The sequence below is a fragment of the Flavobacterium sp. YO64 genome (assembly GCF_004119505.1).
GTDB classification, from domain to species: Bacteria; Bacteroidota; Bacteroidia; order Flavobacteriales; family Flavobacteriaceae; genus Flavobacterium; species Flavobacterium oncorhynchi.
This window is the reverse complement of the sequence record NZ_NRQV01000010.1, coordinates 73,462-99,367: the sequence shown is the minus strand read 5'-3', so window position 1 is coordinate 99,367 and position 25,906 is coordinate 73,462. Positions and strand designations below refer to the sequence as shown.

At 34.7% G+C, this 25,906-nt stretch carries 20 protein-coding genes; all 20 read right to left on the bottom strand.

Features of this window, described 5'->3' with window-relative positions; all coding sequences use genetic code 11:
- Positions 1-69: 69 nt before the first annotated feature.
- The 20 genes from BOW57_RS09330 to BOW57_RS09235 all read right to left on the bottom strand — a co-directional run bounded on the left by BOW57_RS09330 (position 70) and on the right by BOW57_RS09235 (position 25,848).
- Positions 70-2,757 (bottom strand): DUF4962 domain-containing protein, encoded by a 2,688-nt coding sequence (locus tag BOW57_RS09330; RefSeq protein WP_241687421.1) that lies wholly within the window; start codon positions 2,755-2,757, stop codon positions 70-72.
- Positions 2,757-5,426 (bottom strand): DUF4962 domain-containing protein, encoded by a 2,670-nt coding sequence (locus BOW57_RS09325; protein WP_129053888.1) that lies wholly within the window; start codon positions 5,424-5,426, stop codon positions 2,757-2,759. The genes BOW57_RS09330 and BOW57_RS09325 overlap by 1 nt, the downstream gene beginning before the upstream one ends.
- A gap of 36 nt (positions 5,427-5,462) precedes the next feature.
- The gene (locus tag BOW57_RS09320; protein WP_129053887.1) at positions 5,463-6,842 is read right to left on the bottom strand and encodes a sulfatase; all 1,380 of its coding nucleotides are present in this window, start codon (positions 6,840-6,842) and stop codon (positions 5,463-5,465) included.
- 172 nt (positions 6,843-7,014) lie between these two features.
- The gene (locus BOW57_RS09315) at positions 7,015-8,262 is read right to left on the bottom strand and encodes an MFS transporter (protein WP_129053886.1); all 1,248 of its coding nucleotides are present in this window, start codon (positions 8,260-8,262) and stop codon (positions 7,015-7,017) included.
- On the bottom strand, positions 8,249-9,214 hold the full coding sequence (locus BOW57_RS09310) for an ROK family protein (protein ID WP_129053885.1): 966 nt from the start codon (positions 9,212-9,214) through the stop codon (positions 8,249-8,251). Before BOW57_RS09310 ends, BOW57_RS09315 begins: the two co-directional genes overlap by 14 nt.
- Positions 9,215-9,419: 205 nt before the next feature.
- Positions 9,420-11,306 carry a RagB/SusD family nutrient uptake outer membrane protein gene (locus BOW57_RS09305; protein ID WP_129053884.1) on the bottom strand — a complete coding sequence of 629 codons (1,887 nt, stop codon included), beginning with the start codon at positions 11,304-11,306 and terminating at the stop codon, positions 9,420-9,422.
- A 17-nt stretch (positions 11,307-11,323) separates the two neighbouring features.
- Complete coding sequence (locus BOW57_RS09300; protein WP_164973683.1) at positions 11,324-14,473, bottom strand: TonB-dependent receptor; 3,150 nt, start codon at positions 14,471-14,473, stop codon at positions 11,324-11,326.
- 746 nt (positions 14,474-15,219) lie between these two features.
- A complete protein-coding gene (gene hepC, locus BOW57_RS09295; RefSeq protein ID WP_129053883.1) occupies positions 15,220-17,196 on the bottom strand; it encodes a heparin-sulfate lyase HepC in 1,977 nt (658 codons plus the stop codon).
- A 29-nt stretch (positions 17,197-17,225) separates the two neighbouring features.
- Positions 17,226-18,428 carry a glycoside hydrolase family 88 protein gene (locus tag BOW57_RS09290; RefSeq protein ID WP_129053882.1) on the bottom strand — a complete coding sequence of 401 codons (1,203 nt, stop codon included), beginning with the start codon at positions 18,426-18,428 and terminating at the stop codon, positions 17,226-17,228.
- Between the two features lie 231 nt (positions 18,429-18,659).
- Positions 18,660-19,259: a hypothetical protein gene (locus tag BOW57_RS09285; RefSeq protein WP_129053881.1), complete on the bottom strand. Its 600-nt coding sequence runs from the start codon at positions 19,257-19,259 to the stop codon at positions 18,660-18,662.
- Between the two features lie 158 nt (positions 19,260-19,417).
- Positions 19,418-19,795 carry a DoxX family protein gene (locus tag BOW57_RS09280; RefSeq protein WP_129053880.1) on the bottom strand — a complete coding sequence of 126 codons (378 nt, stop codon included), beginning with the start codon at positions 19,793-19,795 and terminating at the stop codon, positions 19,418-19,420.
- Between the two features lie 6 nt (positions 19,796-19,801).
- Entirely contained in the window at positions 19,802-20,272 is a 471-nt protein-coding gene (locus BOW57_RS09275; protein WP_129053879.1) for an SRPBCC domain-containing protein, read from the bottom strand.
- Between the two features lie 4 nt (positions 20,273-20,276).
- On the bottom strand, positions 20,277-20,603 hold the full coding sequence (locus BOW57_RS09270; protein ID WP_129053878.1) for a helix-turn-helix transcriptional regulator: 327 nt from the start codon (positions 20,601-20,603) through the stop codon (positions 20,277-20,279).
- Positions 20,604-20,767: 164 nt separating this feature from the next.
- A complete protein-coding gene (locus tag BOW57_RS09265) occupies positions 20,768-21,136 on the bottom strand; it encodes a hypothetical protein (RefSeq protein ID WP_089055511.1) in 369 nt (122 codons plus the stop codon).
- Between the two features lie 187 nt (positions 21,137-21,323).
- Entirely contained in the window at positions 21,324-22,256 is a 933-nt protein-coding gene (locus BOW57_RS09260; protein ID WP_129053877.1) for a transglutaminase family protein, read from the bottom strand.
- 18 nt (positions 22,257-22,274) lie between these two features.
- Complete coding sequence (locus BOW57_RS09255) at positions 22,275-23,126, bottom strand: substrate-binding domain-containing protein (RefSeq protein ID WP_129053876.1); 852 nt, start codon at positions 23,124-23,126, stop codon at positions 22,275-22,277.
- 45 nt (positions 23,127-23,171) lie between these two features.
- Complete coding sequence (locus BOW57_RS09250; protein WP_089056749.1) at positions 23,172-23,645, bottom strand: DUF4265 domain-containing protein; 474 nt, start codon at positions 23,643-23,645, stop codon at positions 23,172-23,174.
- Positions 23,646-23,705: 60 nt separating this feature from the next.
- Positions 23,706-24,098: a VOC family protein gene (locus BOW57_RS09245; protein WP_089056750.1), complete on the bottom strand. Its 393-nt coding sequence runs from the start codon at positions 24,096-24,098 to the stop codon at positions 23,706-23,708.
- Between the two features lie 313 nt (positions 24,099-24,411).
- On the bottom strand, positions 24,412-25,281 hold the full coding sequence (locus BOW57_RS09240) for a nucleoside phosphorylase (protein WP_129053875.1): 870 nt from the start codon (positions 25,279-25,281) through the stop codon (positions 24,412-24,414).
- A gap of 234 nt (positions 25,282-25,515) precedes the next feature.
- On the bottom strand, positions 25,516-25,848 hold the full coding sequence (locus BOW57_RS09235; RefSeq protein WP_089056753.1) for a translation initiation factor: 333 nt from the start codon (positions 25,846-25,848) through the stop codon (positions 25,516-25,518).
- Between the last annotated feature and the right edge of the window lie 58 nt (positions 25,849-25,906).

Sequence of the window (25,906 nt, the reverse complement as noted above, 5' to 3'; positions counted from 1 at the left end):
GTTTGGTTTGGCTTCTTGTTTAAAAGAACGTAAGCTCTAATTTAAACAAAAAGAAAACACATTATTCTTTTAATTTTTATCGTATTTAGCGGCATCTGGCAATTCGTCAACAACTTCTTGTTTGTTTACTTTAGAATTGTAAATTTCTAGTAATACAGAACTTCCTGCAATTTTTGGAGTATATTTTTTTCCTTCAAATTCTAAAGATTGATTACCAAAACTAAATGCCGATTTTGCGGTTTTACCAATTACTTGTAATGCTGCCGCTTTTTTGCCGTCTAACTGCGCTAGAATTTCCCAATCTCCCACTTGTAAATGCTTTAAATCATTAACGTTTGATAAGGTTTTAATGACTTCTGTTTTACCTTCTTTGATTTGAATGATAGTTAAGAATCTAAATTTTTGTTTGGGTTCTGAGGTAATTCCGGCGTGCCATTGGTTTTTAAAATCTTTAATTTTACCTTCATCGTCGGTAACTTTGTTCCAGTTTACAGCAGCTTCAAAAAACTGATTGTGTACTGCCATTTTTAGTGGACTTTCGGCATATACATTAGCTGTAACATTTCCTAAATCAGTTTTTACGATAAATTGCTGCTGATTTGATTTTTCTGCATTCTGACCTTCAATAGTATAATAGGGACAATGAAACTGTGTTGTCCATTTAACTGGGTTTTTGGCTTCCAGTTCATCGTATAAAACAATATATCCGCCTTCTAATTGCAGCATATGTCTTCTGTACAATGTTACGCCAGATTCTCCGTAGCCGTTTTCTTTGCTTGGTGCAACTTTAATTTGTTCAAATCTGTTCAGCCAGAATTCACTTTTAATTTCGCCGTAAGCATTGCTGGCGTCTCCTAAAGCATATTGAATGCGTTTTCCTGAGATCGCTCTTGGAATCCATCCGTAACCTTCTTCGCCGATTTTTTGGTTTAAACTGTCGGCTAAAATGGTGTTGTACGCTTTTGTAGATCTATAATGCAAAAGATTGTGTTTGTCACTGAAATTGCTGTAATAACCCGTTCCTCCAAAGAGTACTTTTCCTTTATAGTTAATGGTAAATGCATTTTGCGATGCGTGCCCGTGTCCCGAAGAACCAAACGGACTGCTGAATAAATAACTGCTTAAAGTTTTATCGGCGTTGGCTAAATCTTCATGCATGGCAACAACTCCCACGTCCCCAAATTTGCGTGTTTTTGGTAAATCTGAGGGAGATGAAACAGGTAATTTTCGGTTTGGTTTAAAGTTTAAAAGACGGAAAAGCAGGAAATCATCTGTACCGTGATAATAGGATGGATATTCTTTTTTTATCCCGTCAACATACCAGTTTAGATAAGGATTGTCAATTTTGTAAGTCAGCGCATCTGCAAACCAAGCTTCGCCTTTTACAATGTAAGGAATATTCTCCCACATATCGCCAATTGCGGTACTTGCCGATTTATTAGGATGCGTGTAAAGCATATAATAAGGCAGATTCTGCATCCAAGGTAATTTGAAATAATCAACACCGCTAAAATCGCCAAACATTTGCGACAGGTAAATAATTGATTTAAAGTTGACTCTAAAATAGCCGTTTCCTTCATGCCAGCCGCCGTCTGTTGTGCCAAGAACTGGAAAACGTGCTGACCATACTTCATACAAATAAGTAAGCCATTCTTTTGCTTCGGGCACATCGTTTATTACCGAAACGGTTGCAATAGCAAGATTTCGCATAGTAATCTGCCAAACATGATTGTCACTTACGTGTAATTCAAAACGGTTTGGTAAATGATCATAAACTCTTTTAGATCGAAGTTTAATGATGTTTTTAAAAAGCTCTTTTTCATCTGGTGATAAGAAATCATATCCTGCATCGTAAAACCAGCCTAAAGCTTCAAGTACTGCACCGCTCGTAAAATCATCGCCTGTTGCAAGTCCGTCAGGATTCATATTAGCAATGTTTATGGCTCTGCGTTTGGCGTCTAGAATGAAACGCTTGTCTTTAGTAAGCTGATAAGCAATACATAAATTACGAACTGGATTACCAACGGCGTCTCCAAAACCATGATACATTCGCTCGATAATGATCTTTTTTTCTAATGGATTTTTACCGGTTGTATCAATTACACGTTGTGGTTTTTCGGTTGGGAGAGGAGCAAGCATTAATTTTTCCGCGTAAGCGATAAACTTTTTAGCCTCAGGATTATCAAGATTGTTTTTGTAAAAATCCTCGCCAATTGTGCGCATATCCCACAAAACGGGATGTGCTCCTTCATTTCGTTTTAAAACTTCGTTTACAGGCGGTGAAACTTTTTGGTTTGCATATTTGGAATCAATAATGAAATCATAAGTTGGAGACCACGTCCATTGATTGCTCTTTTTTAAAGCATAAGCATATTTCCAATACCATTTTCCAGATTTTAAAGCCTGATGTAAAGGATAAACTGCCCAGCGCTGTTCATTACTCGCGATTAAATCTTTAGTAAAGTTTTTATCACTTGCCAGCATTACTTTGTATCGAACGTTGCCAATATTTGGATCTTCAGGAATTGCGCTGCCGCTTTCCATTGGTTTTACCATTTCTTTACCGTTTGTTCCTGGCCAAAGAAGGGCAGGAGCATTTGTAGGCACCGTTATTCCATTTACAGGATATGGCCATTCGCGCACTCTTGAATGTAATTTTTCGGCAGTGAGTTTAATTTCTGCAGGTTGCTGCGCAGATAATTTACCACTTAGAATTAGTAAGATCGAAATACTTATATTTTTTATCATGGTACTCATTACTTCGTTTTAGAATCATATTTTGCAACATCTGGTAATTCATCGATTACTTCTTGCAGCATTGGTTTGTTATTGATAGTTTCAACAAGCATTGAGCTTCCGCTGGTTTGATGTTGATACGTTTTTTTTCCTAGTTTAATAGAAGAGGCACCGTAATTAAAGGCCGAATTTAATTTTTCATTTTTAATATTCAACATTGGCGCTTCGTCATTGTTTAATTGTGCAGATAACTCCCAGCTGCCAAAATTCAGCTGAATGTTTCCATTTTTTAGTGCGACAGGTTTTATGACTTCTGCAGCTTTACCATCGATTTTTATGACGGTCAGAAAACGCATTTTTTTACTTGGCGTTGAAGTTATCCCTGCATGCCATTGATTTTTGTATTCGAAAACTTTCCCGTCTGCTCCCGTTACTTTGTTCCAGTTTACGGCTGCTTCGGCAAATTTATCGTGCACTTGCATTTTAAGATCAGTATTAGCAAAAACACTTGTATTGACTAAACCTACATCTGTTTTTACGGTAAAATTCTGCTGTTTGCTGCTGGCAGTTTCTTTTGATTCGATGGTGTAATAAGGTACTTGAAATTGGGTAGTCCATTTTACAGGCTTTTCAGCTTCGAGTTCGTCATAAATCACAATATAACCATCTTCTAACTGTAGATAATGTCTGCGATAAAGTGTAATATTTCGCTCTCCGTATCCATTTGCTTCATTTGGTACAACATTAATTTTTTGAAAACGATCCAGCCAAAATTCATTTGTAATAGAGCCATAAGCTTTTGTGGCATCACCCAAGACATATTGGATGTGTTTTCCTGTAATAAAACGAGGTGTCCAGCCGTAACCGTCTTCACCAATTTTCTGTCCCAAACTATCCGCTAAAATAGTTGAATAGGCTCGAGAAGTTCGATAATCTAAAAGGTTATGACGATCACTGAAATTACTGTAATAGCCAGTGCTTCCAAAAATAGTTTTGCCTTTATAATTAATCGTAAATGCATTTTGTGAAGCATGACCGTGACCCGAAGAACCTATAGGACAACTAAAGAAATAACTGCTTAAATTTTTTGAGGAATCAGATAAATTTTCATGCATAGCAGCTATACCTACATCTTTAAACCAACGTGATTTCGGAAGCTCATTAAATGACAATTCAGGCAGATTTCGTTCTGGTTTATAGTTTATTAATCGATAAAGCAATAAATCGTCTGTTCCTGTAAAGTAGCTAGGATAGTCCTTTTTAATTGCTGCTACATAAGTATTAAGAAAAGGGTTGTTTATTCTATACGTAAGAGCATCAGCAAAGGAAGCGTCTATCTTAGCAATATTAGGTTCTTTTTCCCACATGTCACCCATAGCCATACATGAAGCCGCCGATGGATGTGTGTAGAGCAGGAAATATGGAAGGTTTTGCATCCAAGGCAGTTGAAAATAATCTACACCGCTTAAATCACCTAATAATTGAGATAAATAAATAAATGATCTGAAATTTACTTTAAAATAACCGCTGCCTTCATGCCATCCGCCGTCATTATTACTTAAAATAGGGAATCGGGCAGACCAGACTTCATAAATATAAGTCAGCCATTTGTTGGCTTCGGGCACTTCGTCGATAGTTGCTACGGCGCCTATTGCCAAATTTCGTAACGTAATCTGCCAAATGTGATTGTCGTTTATATTGATTTCAAAGCGATTAGGAAGATGACGATAAATTCGCTCACCGCGTAATTTGATGACAGATTTTAAGAATGTTTTTTCGTCAGAGCTTAGAAATTCATATCCAGCATCGTAAAACCATGCAACGGCTTCTAATATTGCTCCTCCCGTAAAATCATCGCGCGTAGCTAAACCATCTGGGTTCATATTGGCAATATTCAATGCTCTGCGTTTAGCATCCAAAATGAATCTTTTGTCTTTTGTAAGCTGATATGCAATGCAAAGATTGCGTACAGGATTGCCCACCATATCTCCAAAACCGTGATACATGGCTTCAATATTGATTTTTTTCTGAAGTTCAGATTTACCGGTTGTATCAATGTAACGTCTTGGCTTTTCTTCGGGAAGCGGCTCCAGCATTAACTTTTCGGCATAAGTGATAAATTTTTTAGCTTCAGGATTAGACAGGTTTTTTAAGTAAAAATCGCTGCCTATTTTATTCATATTCCAAAGCCTCGGATGCTGTCCGCTGACACGCTGTAAAACCGTAGCGGCTGTAGGTGAAACTGGGTTGTTTACAGCTGTTGGATTAACGATAAAATCATATGAAGGCGACCAAACCCAGTTTTGGGAGCTTTTCTGACGATAACCATATTTCCAGTACCATTTTCCAGATTTCAGTGGTTGATGCAGCGGATACATTGCCCATTCTTGCTCTTCACTGCTGATTAAATTTTGCTTAAAATCAGGATCTGAAGCCACCATTACTTTGTAAACTACATGGTGAATTTTTGGATCGATGGTAAAATCGTCTCCAATATCTCCTTGCAGCATAATTTTTTTCTCGCCATTTGTTCCCGGCCATAGCAATGCAGGAGCGTTTGTATTGATAGTTACTCCGTTAGCAGGATAAGCCCATTCTCTAAATCTGCCGTGAAGTGTTTCAGCTGTTAATTTAATTGTCGCCGGCTGTTGGCCATATATTTGAAATGTAATTACAAAAAGTAATAACATAAATGTTTTTTTATGCAACATAATCTTGTTTTTGGTTTATAACCCAGATTGAAAAGTGTCTCCGTTTTCTTTGCACCATTGTTTTAAATAACGGCGCATTTCATTCAGCTGTTTTTTATAGGCTGAATTAACGGCTAGATTTGTAATTTCTCCTGGATCATTGGTTAGATTGAATAGTTGTTCTTTTAAATCGCCTTTATTGTAAACGATATACTTAAAATCTTTTGAAATTACAGCGCGTCCGCTGATGCCTAAAAGATCTTCGTTATCGGCAAAATCGGTTTCAATAACCAAAGTATCGCGTAGGTTTTGCGTTGGATTGGCTATTTTTTTGCTAAGATCGATTCCTTTTAAATAATTGGGTTTTTGTACTCCGGTAAATCCGCAGATGGTTGGAATAATATCAATTCCGTTACATACCAGCATTTCATCAGTACGTGGTGACCATTGACCTATTTTCGAAATTATGAAAGGTATTTTTGCTGATTCTTCGTATAATATTTGTTTTTGATTCCAGCTGTGGCCGGCATAACCGTCACCATGATCCGCTGTAAAAACGATGATAGTATTTTTTTCGATATTGTATTTTTTCAAAGAAGCGAGAACCATTTCGATATAAACATCTACTTTTTCTACCAAGCGGTTATAAGCCCAGCGGTATTGACGCCATTGATCTTCTGTCCAGTTTACGCTAGGATAGGTTCCTGGATTTACTTTTTGCTGTTCACGCACAATTTTAGGCTCGTGATCTGGAATTTTCCAGTTAAGAGGCAGGGGCGGACATTGCGCTGCAGGTGGAGCTTTTTCTAGAACATCCATTTTTAAATCTTCATGGCGCGCCCACTCACAAATGTCATGCGGATTTAGAAAAGAAGCAACAAGTAAAAAAGGTTTGTCTTTGTTTTCTTTTATAAAGCGAGCACAGAACGATGGGGTTGCAGCATCATTATAATCTTGAAAATTAGTGTTTTCAATATATTCAAAACCATGCTGACTTTTCTTTGCAGTTGGTACTGGCAAATGCCATTTTCCAACATAACCTGTTTTATATCCTCCGTTTTGGAAAATTTTTCCCATCATAAGTAAATCTTCTGGCCATTGTCCGTCTTTCTCAGGAGCATTTCCAATGAAACCATTTTCAAAAGGCATTTTTCCGCTCATAATTGAACTGCGTGACGGCGAACACAAAGGCTGCGCACAATATGCTCTGGTAAAACGCACACCGTTTTGTGCCAATTTATCCATTGCAGGTGTATGTAAATCTTTATTTCCTGCAATACTCATAGCATCTGCAGTCTGCTGATCGGTCATTATAATTAGAATATTAGGACGATCACTGGTTTGAGCCTTACTCACAAATGGAACAGTAATCAAACCTGCAATAGATAACAGTAATATTGTTTTTTTAAATAACATAATGGTCTGGTTTATTTAATAGCTAGCTGTCTTTTTATAGGACTTAGAGTCTTTGAAAGTACAAAACGAATTTAGGGATCATTGATTTAAGATAGTTTTGATTTTGTACAAAATGCTATTAATTTTAATTAAAAATCAATGCCTGTGCGGTATTTCATACTGATTTTGCACTTTAGTTTTGTTCGCTTTTGAAAATATTCTTCAGTTTGGTGGTTTTGTTATTAATGATAGGTTTTGCGCTGTACGCCAAAAATAAGATATACCCAAGTGTTACAAATAGAAAAGACATGGCATAACGCAGTCCGATGCAATCACCGAGAGTACCAATAATTAAAGGCACAAGTGCACCGCCAAAAATTCCAGAACACAAAATTCCTGAAAATGAACCGTGATGCTTATGTGTAGAATTGAGTGCCAGCGAAAATACAATTGAAAACATAACTGAAATGGTAAAACCTAAAGTGATAAATGCTGCAACCGCTATTTCGGTATTGCCATACAATGCAGCAATTAAGACGATCATGGAGGAAATACTGGCAGTTTTTAAAACTATTTTTGAGTCCCATAGTTTTAAAATGGCAAGTCCAAGTAAACAGCCAAAAGTCATGGCTCCCCAAAACCAAGCTACTGCACTTGCACCTTTAGTCGCAGGATCAACATCATGATAGCTTCTTAAAAATTCAGACATCCAGTTGGCTAATGATTGTTCTGTTCCTACATAAGCGACAATTCCTAAAAAGAAAAGCCAGATTTCTCGTTTTTTCAGTAATTCTAAATATACTTGAGAAGTTCCTGTTTTTTCGTCATCGTTGAGTTTTACAATTGGTATTTTCAGGAATGCTATTACCAGAATAATTACGATAAAAATTAGGGTAAATAGCCAGTATAAGATCGTCCAGTTTAGATTATTTTGGACAAGATTATTAAAAATATAGTCTAGAAAAGCATTGCTTTGATGTAAGAGATAGGTAAAAACAAACGGACTGATAAATGAGGCCAACCCAAATGTAAGCTGTGCCATAACAGAGTAAAAAGCAAAGTTTTCTTCACCGCCTGCTGTACGCATCAATGGGTTAATAATAACTTGAAGCATCGCCATTCCTAATCCAATTACAAATAAAGAGCCTAGCGCAGTGCTGTAAAGAGGATTTATGGCAAAGGCTGCTGAACCTATTAAGTTTAAAGAAAAGGCTAGAAGCATTGCTTTTTTTTCGCCCATTTTTTCGATTAGTATTCCAGCGGGAATAGACATAATTCCGTAAGCCAAAAAGAATGAGAATGGTAAAAAAGCGGCCATTGTAAGGCTGAGTTTGTACGTTTGAATGATTATAGGCATTAATGGACCTAAAATATTGGTTACAAAAGAGATTACAAACCAAATTACAAGAATCATTACAACCAGAAAATTATTTCGTTTCATAGTGCTCCATTTTAAGTTTCTGAAAAACATTTGCAGTGCAGCCCAATATGCCTGCCTGATTTCCTAATTTGGCAGCAACAATTTGGGTATGAATTGAGGCAGCTGGAATTGACAATGTTTTTGTTCGGTATCTTAATTCGTCGATATAAAATGTGCCTGCTTCGCTGATTCCACCGCCTATAATTACTTTTTGCGGACTGCAGATGTTTATAAAACTAGCGATGCCTGTGGCTAAAGAATCAAAATGGCGTTCCATAGCGCGAACGGCATATTCTTCGCCATTTAGGTATTTTTCGACAATATATTTGCCGTCAACTTCTTCAGAAGAAAACTTGTTTTGAGATTTATAATCGTCAATTAAAGCAGTTACAGATGCATAAGCTTCCAAACAACCGCGTCCGCCGCAAGTGCAGGCTAAACCATTTTGCTGTATTATGATATGACCTAGTTCACCACCGCGATTGTTGAAACCGCCGTAAAGTTTTTTATCAATTAAAATGGCTCCGCCAATACCTGTGCCTACTGTTAGAAAAACAGCATCAGTGCAATCTTTTGCCGCGCCATAGGTTAATTCGCCTAGTCCCATTAAGTTAGCGTCGTTATCAATAACGATTGTATGACCGGTTAGTTCATTTAAAATAATATCTAATGGTAATTCTTCGAAACCGGGTAAATTATCCGCACCGCCAATAATTACACCATTTTCAACAAGACCAGGAAAACCGATACCAACGCCGGCAATTGGCTTTTTTAATTGTAAGGTGCATTGGTTGATTGCGTCTGCGATTAGTTGTATAATTTCTTCTTGGGTGCGGGCATTCTGTAAGGGAACTAAAAAGGATAGCAAAATTTTTCCTTCTTCATTGACAAGACCGCATTTAAGTGAAGTACCGCCAATATCGATTCCAACTGCGTAAGATGATGACAGTTCAGAATTATGTAAGTTTATCATAATTGTAATTTTAATTATCTCTTGAAGTGTTTATTTTAGCTTCGGAGGATAAATTTGAATGGAATGTTTAGGTAACATTAAATGAAAAATTGAGGTTTTCAATTTGGATGAAATAATTAATGCAGAACGAGGTCCTGCATTAATGTTTTAAAAAGATATTTTTTCTGAGGGGAAAATGAATTGTAAATATTCAAGAACCGCCCGTTTAATATTTAGGATTTTGTCGTGTAATGTTCTTATTTACATCAGTTTCATTCTGAGGATAAGGATAAAGTTCATGCTTTCCTGCTACAAAGTTTCCTACTGAAGGATAGAAATAGTTTGAGCGAATAAGTTTCACAGCATTAGCAGTTTCAGTTATTTTATCTCCTAAGATTCCCCATCTAATCAAATCGGCTCTTCTCATTCCTTCAAAAGAAAGTTCCAAAGCTCTTTCTTGCTGAAGAGCTTTAAGAAAACTAGTTTTATCAAGACCTGTTGGCAAATTCATCTCCGCTGTTGTTGGTTTTGGCAAAATTCTAGCTGTTGCCGTTGCGCCTGAACCTTTTCCGTCGACACTTGTAATTGTAACAGTTGGCACAGAAGTATAACCGTCTCCAGTACGAAGCATTGCAATTGTATTGATGGCACCGCTTGCCAAAGTTACAACAGCTGCAGAAGCATCAGAACCGCCGCCGCCTGTAATTTGGATTACTACATTTGCCGCAGAACTATATCCAGTACCTTTTGTTTTTAAGTCAACAGCAATACGACTTCCTTGTACGTCGGCACCAAAACCTCTTCTGCGAACTTGATTAATGGCATCGTAAGCAATGGCATTTGGACCTTCATTTAATTCGTTTTCTACTTCGGCACGCATTAAAAGCAAATCAGAATAGCGCATAATAACCCAGTTAATGTGGCTGTATGCTTTTTCTTGAATTGAATTGGTTTGAAATTCACGGCTCCATTTTCCAACTGTCCAGCTCTCGTCTTGTCTTGTAGTTAAAAGCGCTACTTTATTTCCAGCGGCATTTAGTGTGTACATGGCAATCGAGAAATCTCTTCTTTGATCTGCTGCATTAAATCCATTATAAAAAGGTTTTGGAACAACACATCTTGAATTAGTCGAAGAATAAAAACCATTTGCAGTTGTTACACCGTTAAAATTACCAATGTTAGAGGAGTTTTCTCTATATCCTGCTGGATTGTAAAAGGCAACTTGAAAAATGTTTTCAGTAGGCTCTAAAACGTGCAGACATTGATTTTTAAAAACCTTTGAATACGATGGATTCAACTTATACGGGTTTTGTGCCATTACTTCGTTGATTTGCTGTTGTGCCAGTTTATAAAAGTCTTTATAGTTGGCAGGACGGCTCATTACACCGTCAGCACCTAATGAATATCCGCCTGCAAATAGGGCAACTCTTGCCAGCATAGCTTTGGCAGCCCATTTATTTACACGTTCATCTGTAGGGATTTGTTCCGGCAATACGAGGGCAGCTTCCTGCATATCTTTGATAATCTGGGTGTAGATTTCTTTTCGATCTACAAGACCGCCTTTTAAATCATCTCCTGCCTGTGAACTTTTTATTTTAAAGGGAACATCGCCCCATAAACGCACTAACTCAGAATAGTAAAAGCCGCGTAAAAATTTAGCTTCACCAATGAATTTGTTTAATTGATCTTTCTGAGCCTGTGTTCCTTCGGTGTACAATGTCATTTGCGGAATTCTTTCAATCGCAACATTGGCCCTGTCAATTCCTTCGTATAATTTACTCCAAACGGCATAAAAAACGTTTGTCTGCGAAATACCTTGATAATGAGGAATCATACGCCAGTCATCGGCACTTAAACCGTTGATTTGTTGAATGTCAGTATCGGTATCAAAAAGTATAGAGATATTCCATCCATAACTGTCAAAAGAGGACATTGCTTCATAAACTCCTAATACAGCCATATTGGCTTCGTCTGAAGTTTTAAAGAAATTGGCTGTTGTAAAATAAGAATATGGAGTAACTTCTAATTCTTTTTCACATGAATTAAGCGGTAGTAAAAGAAAAGATACACTCGCTGCTATAATTGCTCCAGAGGAAAATATTTTGTTTTTCATTTTTTCTAATCTTTAAATTATAGTGAAATATTTAAACCAGTGATAAAGGATTTACTTCTTGGATAAGCACTAAAATCTACTCCTCTGGTAATCGCATTGTTAAGTACGCTGACTTCTGGATCAAATCCTGAATATTTCGTAAATACATATAAATTATAAGCTGTAAAATAAACTCTCAAATTTGAGATATACGATTTTTTCAGCCACGCTTTAGGCAATGTATAACCTAAACTAATATTGTTGATTCTTAAAAAAGAACCGTCTTCAATAATATCGCTGTACAAACGTCCGGTAGCATTACCGTTGAAAGCAGGATTCGTTTTTCCAACATTTAAAGCGGCAAGTTCAGTAGGATCAGTTACACGTTGTCCAGCAGCATTAATAGTTGTCCATCTATCAGCAAACATGGCAAATGTATTTAGATTGTCTAAATTAAGTCTCGAATTGTTTAGTACGTTGGCATTGTAAATATCGTTACCAACTGTAAAATCTAAAAAGATACTTAAGTCAATCCCTTTATAACTAAAAGTATTGTTTAAACCTCCTGTATATTTCGGGTTTGCATCTCCTATTGCAGTTCTGTCAAGATCATTGATAACACCGTCTGGAGTACCATTTGGACCGCTGATGTCTTTAAATTTAATAAAACCTGGCTGTACGGCAAGATTATCACTTACTACACCGCTTTTTAAAGTATAAGTTCCGGCAGTTGCGTTATAATCAAAATCACTTACTTGATACAAACCGTCGTTTACATAACCATACATTACTCCAACTGGTTGTCCCACTTTTAGAATGTAGTCATTTTTGTCTGTATAACTATTAGTAATAAGTGATGTTTCGCCTTCACTTAACGCCAGTACTTTTGTTTTGTTAAAAGCAATATTAAAAGTGGTATTCCAGTTAAAATTGTCGTTTTTAACATTAGTTGTATTCAAGGTAAATTCTATACCACGGTTTGAAGTTGCTCCAATATTCTGAAATTGTTTTTTAAATCCAGAACTTGCAGGAACACGAGTGTTGTAAAGCAAATCTTTAGAGCGATTTTCATACAATTCTGTAGTAAGAGAAATTCGTTGTTTAAAGAATCCTAAATCTAAACCGATGTTGGTCGATTTAGTAGATTCCCATTTCAAATACGGGTTTGGAAGATTACTTTGAAAAGCAGTAATGTTTACTTGATTGTTTAGTGGATATGATCCTGAATTGAAAATACCTAAAGCGGCATAATTTGCAATTCTGTTATTTCCAGCTTCCCCATAACTTAAACGGAATTTTAAATCAGAAAATGCAGGAATGTTTTTCATGAAATCTTCTTCAATAACTCTCCAGGCAGCAGAAACCGAAGGGAAAATCCCCCATTGATTTTCAGTTCCAAATTTAGAAGAACCGTCTGCACGTAAACTTGCCGACAGTAAATATCTGCTTTTGAATGAATAATCTGCTTTTCCGAAAAAGGATAATAATTTATCATCTTCAGCAAAAGAGGTTGGCATTGCCGCAATTGTTCCCAATTGTAATTTATCCCATCCTAAATTTACATCAGGAAATGCCGATGCAGATGCAGAGATTCCTTCAGAATAATTATAAATATACTCTTGACCTGCTGTTACACTAAGTTTATGTTTTTTAGCGAATGTATTATTGTAGGTTAATACGTTGTTGTAATTTAAACGAGTTGAAAGATTATGTGTAATACCTCCATTTGCTCCGCCAGATCTAATAGCTTGAATTCCATCAGCGCCATTAAAGTACTTACTTTTAACGCTGTTATCCGTGTAACTTACCAAACCGCTGTAAACTAATTTTGGTGTAAGGTAGTACGAAAGTTGAAAGTTCATGTTGATAGAACGATTTACTGTTTCTCTTTTTTGACTGTCAATAGTAATAAGCGGACTTTGAAATGCTGGTGAAGCTTGATTGTCTAATGGATCAATCAGTAAATATTTAAGTTCATCGTCAGAACCATTTTTTCCAATAGTAGGACGATACTGTAATAGTGTTTGCAGCATACTTAATCTAGCATTTCCACCATCATTTGTAGATAATCCTGTAATTTTTTGATTCGAATAATTGACAATAGCATTAACGGTAAATTTTTTGCTTATCGCTTGTGTTACCTGCAATTTTGCAATGTTTTTTAAAGATTCACTGCCAATCATGATTCCTTGATCGTTATTAACCGAATAAAAAGCATTGTATTTTGTATCGCTTTCGCCGCCGCTGATACCTATTTTATGATATTGATTTACAACAGCGTTTCCAAAAACTTCATCTTGCCAGTTGATTCCCGCTCTATTTTTGTAAAGTCCTTCCATCTCTTCATAGGTGCCAAAAGTGTTCAGGTATTTTTGCATTCTGGTGTCATCTGTCGCACTTTCGTAAACCAATTGTGTGTATTGGTACGGATTCATTACCGGTAAAGTTTTGGCAATGGTTTTTATACCGCCGTACGTATCGTAACTTAATCTAAGTTTTCCGCCGGCAGATTTTTTTGTTGTCACCAAAATTACTCCATTTGCACCTTGCGCACCATAAATAGAGGTAGAGGATGCATCTTTTAATACGTCAATAGATTCGATATCCATTGGATCTAAAAAAGCAAGACCGCCAGTTTGTGCGACACCATCAACTACATAAAGCGGTTCATTACTCTGCGTAATCGAAGTACCACCTCTAATTCGTAATGTAGGCTGTGCTCCAGGAGTTCCGTCTGGCATGGTTACTTGTAATCCCGCAATACGTCCCTGCATTGCCTGCGCTACATCTTGTACTGGAATTTTGGCTATTTCGGTTCCTTTTACAGAAGATATAGCCCCAGTAAGGTTTTTTCGTGTTTTTGTCCCGTATCCTACTACAACAACTTCATCAAGATTATTGGCATTGTCAATAAGTTTTGTATTGATAAGTGTTCTGTTCTTTACTTGTTCTTCAGTAGTTTTAGTTCCTATAAAAGTAAATACTAAAACAGCATTAGATTTTACTTTAATTTGATATTCACCATCCATAGAGGTAACTGTGCTGTTTTTAGTTCCTTTTTCAGAAACAGTTGCCCCAGGCATAGGCATATTTTGGGAGTCGGTTACAACACCTTTAACTGTAATAACATCTTGCCCGTACATCACACAAGTTGTCAGCAGTAAAAATAAAAATAGAGTCCTTTTCATAGTTTTGGTTTTTTACCGGAATACTTTTTCATTATTCCAGATAGCTATTATTTAAGTTAGTTTTTTAACCTTGTTAAGTAAAAGTTATAACTGCTTTTATTTGAAAGCTGTAAAAATTGACTTTAGTAAGGTTTGGTTCAATGTCGCTTAAATTGTTTTCTTTATAAATCACAATTGGTTTATTGTGGTTTGTGGAGAAAAGTATAACAATTTATGAACTTGTAAAAATGCCTTAGGTATTTTCTGTCGTATAAACAAAAAATGATTTTGTAATAAATGATTCATTAGCTTTTGATTAGTCATGTTGGTTATTATTTGATAGAAACAAATATAGAAATCGACCTAAAATGACAGTTTTGAAAACGTCCAAAATACTATTGATTTTGATTAAAACAAGCTTCAAACCCCAAAAAATTAAGGGTAAAAATGTGTTTTTAATATTTTTTCTTACTTTTTATTTAGTATTATCTTTTTCTATTTCATGCAAAAGATCAAGTAGGTTTAAAATGTGTTTAAATAAGCGAAAAATAACGACGATATAAGCCGCTGATATTTAAATAGAAAGTCATTTTAATCTCTTACGGCTTATTTCTTGTACCTAGATTTTAAAAACTATATGCATTGGTTATTTGCTAAAAGATTGGTTTAGTTTTTTTGTAAAAGACAAGATAAAAACAAGACAAAAAAAAGACGTCCAGTTGAGACGTCTTTGAAATAGAATATTTAAAATATTTTCTTTTACTGCTTTACAAGGATGTTTTAATATCGCTTTTCTTACCGTCAATACTAATTGTAAGGCTTACGATTCCTTTTTCCAGATTATGATCGGCATTTGGTTTAATACTGATTTCAGGTGCTTTAGAACCATTGTAAGGATATACGATACTTATGAAATCTTGTGTTTTGTTATCAATTTTATTTTTTTCGAATACAAAAGCTGGTCTTGGAGTTTCTTTGCCATATGCATACGACACTTTCCCGTCTTCTTCATTAAGAGCTGTTTTATCTGAATTTAAAGATTGTATCAACAAGTTGTTGCCGTCTTCATAAGTGGTATACACCTTATTATTAGTTTTGTCAAAAAATGGTTTACTGTCTTCTTTTAACTGAAAATGAACACCTAGTTTTCCAACCGCGTTTCCAATAGCTTTATCAACGATCAAGAAATATTTTTTATTAATAAAAAGCACACTTCTCTGATGGTTTAAATCTTTATAACTTGGATTTGTGTAGGTTAAAATATCTAAATTTTGTCCAGTCTGCCATTTCTCTTGTTTTGCTTTGGTGATAACCATATTTTGGTTGTCTAATGTCAAGGTGCTGTGTACTTTGGTTTGACGGTACCAATTTCTCATTTTGGTAACTTCGGCATCACCGCTGTAAATGTAACAGCCTGTGTCCGGCATAAAATTACGTCCGTTATTCCAAAGTTCAAAAGTTCCGTTATCCGGTTGTGCGTGGAATTCTCCCGGAGGACCGGCTTTTAAAATCATTACGGTTGACTGCTCATTCCATCCATTTCTAAAGGTATAAAAACCGCCGTCTGGCAATGCATTTGATAAGTTTGACGGTAGTTTTCCTGATGCACCATCTGTTGCAAAATATTTGATTTCTTCGTTTTCAGGGAAAGCTTTTGACCATACTACAAATTGTTTTAGTCGTGCATTTTTTTCAACCAGCCATGCATCACCAAACATTGGAATGTTGTAGTTAGGGAAAGTGATGTTTGCTAGTGCAATAATCATTTTTTCAATTGTTTTTGAAAAAGAGTCTGGAAATTCTTTTTCAACTCCAGCCATTTTAGCCGAATTATAGGCTTTTAAGAAAATGTCTATCGTAGCAACATGGTAAGTTGGCGAAAGTTCCCACTGAACTCCGTCTGGCAATACCTGTGATTTTATTTCTCGGTTTAAAACATCAATTCCACTTTTACGCCATGCAGCCGCTTCTTTTAGTTCTGGAAAAAAAGCACCAGCGCCTAAAATTCGCTGTGCTTCAAACAATAAGTGATTTCCATCTTTAGTGTAATGAGCTGGAATATAAGCCGCTTGTTTAGCATAACAGTTTAAAAACTCCATTAAAAAAGCAGGTGTGAAATTTGGAGAAGGCACAAACAAATTGAAAGTTCCCGGGAGACTTTGTACACGATCAGAAACTTCGAGCGGACGCCACGCATATCGATCATTGTCTTTAGAAAGTCCTAAAGGATTCTTTTTTTCCCAATCTCTAAACTGAGTAATCCATTCTTTTGCATATTTTTCATCGCCAGAACTTCTGTACGCAATGCCCATTGGCTGCCACCAATTTACGCGGTGCAGCTGCCAGCGCATTTCATTATCTTTTATAGGCCAATAATTCCAGTCTATATCTGCGCCATAATCAAAATAGCTGTAACCTTTTATAGGTTGGAATTTGTGTTGCAAAGCATTGTCGGCTTTTTCTTGATTTGCTTTTCCAACATCTTTCCCTTTTAATCTATTTTCATCTCCTACATTAAATTCAGGATGTTTTATGTTTTTGCGATTGCGGTAGTAACTTAATAATTCTTTTGCTGCATCATTGTATTTTGCGGCATCATAAAGCTGTTTTGTTTTTTCAAGACCTGGATAGGAGAGGTTGATATTATCAAAGCTCTCTTTAGTAACAGGTTTTTCTTGTGCTCTTACAGGATTCATAAGCAGTATGAATACCAGTATTGCAATTTGGTTTATTATTCTTTTCATTTTATAGTTTGTTAAGGCAAGTTATTCTTTTAAATTGTAATTTTTTTGATTGCCGCATATTTCTTTAATGCTTCCAGATAGTAATAATCTGCATAATCTAAAGGTGTATCAATTTCTGAATTGTATAAAAATGCGCCAACACTATGTTTTAATAAAAAGTAATTATTTTCACCCGGTTTAGCTAAATAAGCTTCAGAAGATAAAGATTTTAGTATTTCTTCAGCGTAATCTAAGTATTTTTTTCCATTCTTAACCTCTGTGCTTAAGTCCAATAATCCGCATGCAATTACTGCTGCTGCCGATGCGTCTCTTGGGGCTAGTTCATCAGTATCCATTGCATTATGAACATCAAAATCCCAAACTGGAACTTTGTCTTTCGGCATACGAGGATGATTCATTATAAACGAAGCGATATTTTCTGCCTGTTGTAAAAACTTCTGATTTTTAGTATTTGCATAACACATTGCATAACCGTAAAGTCCCCAAGCTTGCCCACGTGCCCAAGCCGAATCGTCTGTTACTCCTTGATGTGTTGCTTTACGCAGTACTTTGCCTGTTTTTGGATCATAATCTACCAAATGATAAGAACTGTAATCTTTTCTAAAATGGTTTTTAATTGTCGTTAAAGCGTGTAAATTGGCAGCATTTGCATATTCAGGCTTATTAAACTGGTTTGCTCCCCAGTACAAATATTCAAGATTCATCATGTTGTCGATAATAACAGGGTAGTGCCACCAAGCAAAATCCCAAGAACGAATGGCTCCAACGGTTGGACTAAAACGTGCGTAAAGATTTCCTGCTCCGTCTGCTAGTGCTGGAAGATAAGTTTTGTCGCCAGTAATTCTGTAGGCATTCCCATAAGAACAATAAAGCATGAAGCCTAAATCATGCGTGTTTTTTATATGTCGGATAGAATCAAGTGCTAGAGTGAATTTTTGTGCATCTTGAGCTAGTTTTTTGTCGCCGGTTAATTCATATCCGTACCAAAGACTTCCAGGGAAGAATCCAGTTGTCCAATCCGTTAAACCAGCAAGTCTAACTGTTCCGTCGGGATTTGTTGAACGAGGATTTTTTCCGGGTTTATACGTTTCTGCAGCTTTGCTCAGCTGGTAATGGATTACTTCAGATGTTTTTTTTAACCAATCCAGCGAGGGATCATTTTGATTGGTTTGTGAAAACGAACTGAAGGTAATTAGAAAAGCAGTAAAAAAGAGGTTAAAGGTTTTTTTCATAGTTTAATCGTTTTTAGATCTATATCCATTTTAATTGGAGATTTACAAAAGCGAAGTTAAACTTGAGGTGCAAATTGGTCTTTCAGTTTTTGTTATAATTGTTTTGAATTTGTCTAAACACTCCTGTTTTATTGGGATTTTTTAGTTATTCTATTGAAAATAGTATAAAAACAAAAAACGGCCTGCTAAGACCGTTTTTAATTTAAAATAAGAACTAAAAAAATTAGATTTTTATTCTTTCACTATTATAATTGTTGCTTTGTAACCTGTACCAACATTCCATTGACTAGCTTCAATCACAACGCCTTTGTCATCATAAACTTGAAACTCTGCTGTATTTGGCGAAGCAGATCCTTCATTCAAAGCTTCAAAGTCAATTTTATTAATTCCGTTTACCAAATTGATTTTAAAACCTTTAAACTCGCCGTCTAAGCTTACTTCTGGCTCAACAACTTTATCGTTTAAATATACTTTTATTTTATCGCCGTCTACAAAAGCAGCATCACGATAACGAATTGTAGAAGTAAAAGATGTTGTTTTAAAACTTCCTAAAAATTGATTTCGTCTATAAAAAATACCATCAACATTTGATTCTTTTTTATATATATTGGTATCTTTAAAAAGCTCCTCTGGATTAACTTTTAAAGGATCTGGTTTTTCGGCAGCAACCGGTGGTTCTGCTTTTGGAGTGTTTTCTTTAGGAGGAGGAATTACTTCTTTAATTTCTGCATTCTTTTTAGGAATCGGTTTAAATTTGGCATTCAGTTCGTCCTGCGAATATCCTTGTAAGCAAACACTAAACATAATAACTAAAAAAACTATTTTTTTCATATCTCTGAACTATTTATTTATGGATTAAACACTATTGAGGTGTATTTATAAAAACAATTAATTGAAATATTTATTGTCTTTACAGATAAATTAATGCGCTTAATACGAAAATTAATAGATGCAGTTTGAGTTCAAAGTTTTTATGCTTTTCACTGTTTTTAGATTGCGCTGGTTTTTCTTTCTGCAGGTCTAAAATACCAAGACACAATAGTTAAAACGATTAACAATATTGGTCCAAAATAATCCTTAGCGGCATCTCCTACAGCAAAATGTGAAAAAACAGCTCCCGTCATGGCAAAAAAGAATCCGGCATATGCCCATTCTTTTAACAAAGAAAATTTAGGGATTAATATTGCTATAACTCCAAGAAGTTTCCATACACCTAAAAGAGTTAAAAAGTATAAAGGATAACCCAAACGTGTTATCATTTCTGCTTCATCTTTCATTTTTAATAATTGAACGATTCCTGTTGCAGTCATTCCTAATGCCAGCCAAAGCGTAGCAATCCAATAGATAATTTTGTTTCTTTTACTCATAATTTTTTAGTTTAAAGTTTTACTTAAAATTTCTTGTAATCGATTATGCGCCATATTAATACCTTGTGCAAACGGCATTTTTAATGTTTGATCTCTAAGTTCAATTGATCTGTAAATAATTTGAATAGTAAGTCTGCTGGTTTCATCAGTAAGTTTTTCAAATTCTAAAAACTCCAATTGAGGAGAGAAGTTTGTATTTTCCATTTCAAAAGTTCGTGTTATTTTTTGATTAGGAATGTATTCATGTATGACACCGTTTGCTTTAAAAACTACATTTCCACTAGGATCAGAAGTTTCAAACTGCCAGCCGCCGTATTTTTTATTTTCTAGTTTCAGTACTTTGGTTCCCATCCATTGCTCAACAAATTCGGCTTCGGTATATCCTTTGAAAAGTAATTCCAACGGAAGATCAAAATCTCTAGTAATCACTAATTGCTGCTGTCCATTTACAGCGCTGACTTTAGTTTTTGGTTCCATAATATTAATCGTTTTTGGGTTTATAGTTTTTCATTATACTTTCTAATTTATTAAACCTGTCATCCCACATTTTACGAAAAGGTTCAATAAAATTGTCGATTTCCTTAATTTTTTCTGGATTTAAATGATAGTGAATTTCTCTTCCATTTTGCGTTTGATGAAGTAACTCACATTCACTCAATATTTGTATATGTTTTGAAATAGTCTGTCTAGACGATTTAAAATTTTCGGCAATAGCTCCTGGAGTCATTGCTTGTATAGCCACTAAGCTCAAAATAGCTCGGCGGGTAGGATCAGCGATCGCTTGAAAAACATCTCTTCTAATTTCCATTGCGCAGTTATTTGACTGCAAATATAATGCAGTTATTTGACTGCGCAATATTTTTTTAAGTTTTTTCAAAAAAAAACTCCTAAATTATTTATTTAGGAGTTTTCGATGTCTTTATTTTTTTTGAATTATGATTCTGATTTTAAAAATGTTACATTAAACTTAAGTTAGATTTTCTTAAGTGTAAGCTTCATTTCTTTTGTATCTAAAACCAGTTCATCTGATGTAATCGTGCTTTCACAAGGGTATGGAGTACCAACTTCATCTTTTATTACTAAACTTTTTCCACCTTTTGTCAATGCATAAGTACCATTTGTAATCTCTCTAGTTAAAAAGCCAGTTACGTGCCCATCCTCTGTAAAAGTTAGGGTTCCGTCGCTTAGAATAACTGCTTTTAAAGAATCTGAAAGTGGCATTTTAGCTTCTACAGCAGTAATTTTCCAAGAATTTACTAGTTTATTTCTACCCTTAGCGCATGAAATAATTAATACTGCAGCCAATGCAATTCCGAAGATAAATAATTTAGATTTTTTCATGATTTTGTGATTAAAAATTAGACAGGAAAAGTTACAAAAAAAAGTATTACTCCTAACATTTTATTAACACAAAATGAATTAATGTATCTGATTTATAATATTTTATTGAAATTGTTATTGCTTGCTTTGGTTTTATTTATTTCTAGAAAGAGTTTGATAAGATGCTATTTTCTTTCCATTAAAAAAGCTAATTAAGAGTCAAAGCTCCTAAAATTTCTTCGTACATAAATGGCCCTCCTGGATACTTAGCAGTATAATCGAGATTCATCCATACCTGACCACGCTCATCAATGTGATAGTGAATTTTCTTTTTATAACTTTCCTTTGGAAAAAGTACATTTTTGATTAGGTAATTGACTTTTTCCAAATCGATTAAAGAACCAATTAGTATTTCAGGATATATATGTCCTTTTGTATGAATTAATCGCGGAGTGCCGCCAATAGAACGAATTGCTGCCGCCATTAGAATAGAGTGATCGTCGCAGTCTCCAGAAAAATATTCTAATGATTCGCTGGCGGTTGCAATATAATCACCCTCTTTTGGATCATTTACATAATTCCAGCGGCTGTTTATCTCTTTAAATACAGCAAAACATTGAATTATAGTTCTATAATCAGAATATCCTTTTATGCCTTTAAAATGTTTAGTAGTTGCCATGATAGCAAAATTCCTAACTTTTGGATTTTGATATTCGATCGCATTTATGATTTTTGATTTGTTTGGAAACGGCAGCAGTTTTGCGACAATAATATCTTGAGGAAAAGGATTGTCTGACATGGTGTAAATCATCGAATTATAATCCTCAGATATTTCGCTGAAACCATAATTTCCAACGACTGTTCCATAAATTAGAATCAATAAATAAACAGCGATGCATAAAATTATTATGGTTCGCAGCAACATTAAGAGAAAGAAAATTGCAGCAAAAACGAATATAAAAATAAACACACGATCTAAATTGAATGCCCAATTTAAATCGCGTAAATTTTGATGCAGTATGATAAAAATAGGTATCGTTATCAAAAGACTCAACAGCATAATAATCACCCTATCCCAAGGTGATTTCACCTGTAATTTGGATTTTAATTGCGGAAAGTCAATTTTAGGAAAATTTATCATAAGAATCGAAAGCAGTTTTTACAGCGCTTTTACCGTTTCAACAAAAGTACTTTTTTTATCAATAATTCCCAGATCAAATAATTGATTTTGGATTTTGATAAAAGCTTTCTCATTTAAATGTTTTTGAGACCATTGGGTTAATTTTAGCCATTCTTGAATGTCTTCTGCTTTTTGGTTGAATAATTCGGCCAATGTTTTATCAATACTCGGAATTTGAGCAAAATCAACAGTAGTTCTGTTTATAATTTCCAAGACTTTTTCAACAACTTTTGGATTTTTCTTCAAAAATTCGTCGCGAACTGTTATTACAAAAGACGGCCATGGAGTAGGACAGTCGCCAATGCGTCTAAAAATACCTTTATCTACAAGAGGTTTTGTCATAAAACGTTCCCACATAAAATAATCTGCAGTTCCGTTTGTCAAAGCTTCAACAGCGCCATCAATTGTATTTATAATCTCAAATTGCAAATCATCACTATTCCAGCCTTGCTCGTTTGCATTAACATAAGCCATCAATTGAGAGCCTGATCCAATTCTAGAAATCGCGGCTTTCTTATTTTTTAAATCTGTGATATTCTTAAAATCAGATTTTGCAGCAACGTGAATTCCCCAGATTAATGGCGATTGCACATAAATCTGAACAATTTTACTAGGATTACCTGCAACAATATCTTTTACAATTCCTTCGGTCAAAATAACCGCCATATCCGTTTCTCCATCGCGCAGCATTTGGCACATTTTACCAGTTCCTTCTGGAATGTCTTTCCATTGCAAATCAATATTTTCTGCTTCAAATTCGCCATTTTCAATGCATAAATGCCATGGCAGATTGAAGTGTTCCGGAACACCTGCAATTTTTACGGTTTTCATTGTAGTTAAGTTTAAGTTAAGTTTGGTATGCGTATTTAAGTTTGTTTAGTTTTTTAATAAATCAGCTCGATGTTTTTCAGAAAGACATGGCTCTGCAAATTCAAAAACAGAAAGTGTTTCATATTCATTTAAAACACTTCGCACAATCGAATAATCTGTTTCTCTTGCAATTTCGACAGCTAGAAAAGTATCGTTTAAACTTTCAGACAAACAATTAATTGCTTTTAGTTTTTCGATTATAATTTCCTTGTCAAAATCTTTTTCTAAAATTAAAATCTGAACTATTGAATTTCCTGAACTTTCAATCGTTTTTTGATAGACCAAACGTTCTTCTTTTTCATCTAATTCAGCATAAAACAAATCGTCTGTAGCAATTAATGCTCCAAAAAAAGGAATATTATCTAATTTAAAAAGTCCCTTTTCTAAGTCTACAATTTCAGCCCACATAGTTTCTGAAACGGTTTCTTCTAGATAATCGCTATAGTATTTGAATAGGATTTTTTTATGTGTTTCTGCCATTATTTATTTTGTAATATTTTTTTTGTGCAATCTCTTTTCATTATCTAATTCTATAATTGCTTAATTAATTTCACTTATTATTGCTTTCAATGGAGATATAACAATTCTATAACCATCAGGATCCTGAAACATTTTTCCGTTTTCATTCCAAAAAGGATTTACGGCAGTTATAGTCGAAATGTTATGATGCTCGAGCTTATCTATTAATTCATTGTAATCTAAAATTGTTTTTGGATAAAGGATAATAACATCATCTTCATCAAAAGAATGATTGGCTTTTACTTTAGATTGTGTAAACTCAAAATGCCAGTCTAAACCTGTTTTTCCAATAAAAACGCCGTCATAATCTTTATGATTCTGAAAATCACCTAATCGCTCAAAACCAAGAATATTGATATAAAAATTTTCAATTATTTCTAAGTTATCTGTGTGTCTTGCAACTCTTAAAAACATAATTTTAGATTTTTAAATTATCTTATTTTTAAATTAGCAGATTATTTGACATCAACCTTCTAATTTTTCAATTAAAATTATGAAGCAAATAAAAAGCAAAAATCCAGCAAACAAATTCTTTTGAGATGTGCTAAATCCATTATTATCGGTGCTTTCATTATCATGATCCCAATAGTAATCTAAACTTTTAGGATATTTTCTTCAATAGATGCGTTTAGGATTTGGAAAAACATCCATCTAAATAAACCTCCTATACCTAGTGTGAATTTTCTTATTGGTTTGAAAATCAAGTGATCAATTACAAAACCAAACATTATTTCCCTGCTAATTTATTCAGTGTATAAGTAATAAGCTCATCAACTGCTCTGTAAGGATCCTCGCTGAATGTTCCTGATGCACGGTTGGCAATAATGGCATTTAAAGATAAAGCATTATGACCTAAAAGTGCCGAAAGTCCATAAATTGCAGCAGTTTCCATTTCTAAATTTGTGATTCTGTCATCCTCAAATTTAAAATTATCCATTTTACTGTTTAATTCCTCATCCTGAATATTCAAACGTAAAACTCTTCCTTGCGGACCATAGAAACCTCCAGCAGTTGCAGTAATTCCTTTAAAAATTTTATCAGATTCTATAAGTTGTTCCAGTTTTTCTGAACACGGAATTACATAAGGTCTTCCTTTACGGCTGTCCCAATTAGTATGTTTAATAAAAGCATCTTCAAGAGCTGCATTTGAAACTTCGTCGATTAAATAGGAGCGAAGCATATTATCTAAACCAAGTCCAAATTTCGACATTACAAAACTATCCACAGGAATATCTTCTTGTAAAGAACCAGAAGTTCCAATTCTTATAATATTTAATGAAGTTAGGTTTTCTTTTGGTTCACGGGTTTTAAAATCGATGTTTACCAAAGCATCCAGCTCATTTACAACAATATCAATATTATCAGGGCCAATTCCCGTTGATATTACAGAAATTCTTTTGCCTTTGTAAATTCCAGTTTGAGTTTTAAATTCTCTTTTTTGTGTCGAGAATTCAATTGAATCAAAAAACTGAGTGATTTTTTCAACTCTATTTTGGTCGCCAACAAAAATTATATCATTGGCAATATGTTCAGGACGAAGGTTTAAGTGGTAAACACTTCCGTCTGGATTAAGTATTAATTCTGATGATTGTATCATTTTTTTTAGGTTCTAAGTGGCCGAGAGGCTAAGGTTCTAAGGTTTTTTTGTAGAGATGCACAGAAGTGCGTCTTTTTTTTAATTCCAATTATTCAAATTTACACAATGCCTTGTGATCTTTGCGTTTTTTATAAATCCTATCGTTATAATTCTTTGCTCCCGATAGCTATCGGGATTGCGGTTAAATTTTTTCTAAAGTTGGAATTTGGAATTTAAAAAATTGAAATTTTCCATTTATCCGCCAACGCGTTTCGTTTTAAATCCTTTTTCTTTTAAAATAGCCATAATTTTATCGCGATAATCACCTTGAATAATTATAGAATCATCTTTAAAAGTACCGCCAACGCTTAATTTGGTTTTTATTTCTTTGGCCAATAGTTTAAAATCTTCATCACTTCCTTCATAACCTTCGATTATGGTAGTTGCTTTTCCTTTTCGTTTTTCAAACTTGCAGATCATGGGTTCTTTCTGAATGTAAAGAACATGATCCTGCTCTTGAACCTCTTCTGGTTCGTTTGATTCGATATGATCGGGGAATAAATTTTTTAATTGATCTTTAAAATCCATATGTTTTCTTCTTCTAAAAAAATAAGTTCCAATTTAAAAATTAAATTCCAAATTCCAA

Excerpts from the sequence above, each read along its gene's own strand:
- BOW57_RS09330 (WP_241687421.1), bottom strand. The coding sequence starts at position 2,757 with ATGAGTACCATGATAAAAAATATAAGTATTTCGATCTTACTAATTCTA.
- BOW57_RS09325 (WP_129053888.1), bottom strand. The coding sequence starts at position 5,426 with ATGTTATTACTTTTTGTAATTACATTTCAAATATATGGCCAACAGCCG.
- BOW57_RS09320 (WP_129053887.1), bottom strand. The coding sequence starts at position 6,842 with ATGTTATTTAAAAAAACAATATTACTGTTATCTATTGCAGGTTTGATT.
- BOW57_RS09315 (WP_129053886.1), bottom strand. The coding sequence starts at position 8,262 with ATGAAACGAAATAATTTTCTGGTTGTAATGATTCTTGTAATTTGGTTT.
- BOW57_RS09310 (WP_129053885.1), bottom strand. The coding sequence starts at position 9,214 with ATGATAAACTTACATAATTCTGAACTGTCATCATCTTACGCAGTTGGA.
- BOW57_RS09305 (WP_129053884.1), bottom strand. The coding sequence starts at position 11,306 with ATGAAAAACAAAATATTTTCCTCTGGAGCAATTATAGCAGCGAGTGTA.
- BOW57_RS09300 (WP_164973683.1), bottom strand. The coding sequence starts at position 14,473 with ATGAAAAGGACTCTATTTTTATTTTTACTGCTGACAACTTGTGTGATG.
- hepC (WP_129053883.1), bottom strand. The coding sequence starts at position 17,196 with ATGAAAAGAATAATAAACCAAATTGCAATACTGGTATTCATACTGCTT.
- BOW57_RS09290 (WP_129053882.1), bottom strand. The coding sequence starts at position 18,428 with ATGAAAAAAACCTTTAACCTCTTTTTTACTGCTTTTCTAATTACCTTC.
- BOW57_RS09285 (WP_129053881.1), bottom strand. The coding sequence starts at position 19,259 with ATGAAAAAAATAGTTTTTTTAGTTATTATGTTTAGTGTTTGCTTACAA.
- BOW57_RS09280 (WP_129053880.1), bottom strand. The coding sequence starts at position 19,795 with ATGAGTAAAAGAAACAAAATTATCTATTGGATTGCTACGCTTTGGCTG.
- BOW57_RS09275 (WP_129053879.1), bottom strand. The coding sequence starts at position 20,272 with ATGGAACCAAAAACTAAAGTCAGCGCTGTAAATGGACAGCAGCAATTA.
- BOW57_RS09270 (WP_129053878.1), bottom strand. The coding sequence starts at position 20,603 with ATGGAAATTAGAAGAGATGTTTTTCAAGCGATCGCTGATCCTACCCGC.
- BOW57_RS09265 (WP_089055511.1), bottom strand. The coding sequence starts at position 21,136 with ATGAAAAAATCTAAATTATTTATCTTCGGAATTGCATTGGCTGCAGTA.
- BOW57_RS09260 (WP_129053877.1), bottom strand. The coding sequence starts at position 22,256 with ATGATAAATTTTCCTAAAATTGACTTTCCGCAATTAAAATCCAAATTA.
- BOW57_RS09255 (WP_129053876.1), bottom strand. The coding sequence starts at position 23,126 with ATGAAAACCGTAAAAATTGCAGGTGTTCCGGAACACTTCAATCTGCCA.
- BOW57_RS09250 (WP_089056749.1), bottom strand. The coding sequence starts at position 23,645 with ATGGCAGAAACACATAAAAAAATCCTATTCAAATACTATAGCGATTAT.
- BOW57_RS09245 (WP_089056750.1), bottom strand. The coding sequence starts at position 24,098 with ATGTTTTTAAGAGTTGCAAGACACACAGATAACTTAGAAATAATTGAA.
- BOW57_RS09240 (WP_129053875.1), bottom strand. The coding sequence starts at position 25,281 with ATGATACAATCATCAGAATTAATACTTAATCCAGACGGAAGTGTTTAC.
- BOW57_RS09235 (WP_089056753.1), bottom strand. The coding sequence starts at position 25,848 with ATGGATTTTAAAGATCAATTAAAAAATTTATTCCCCGATCATATCGAA.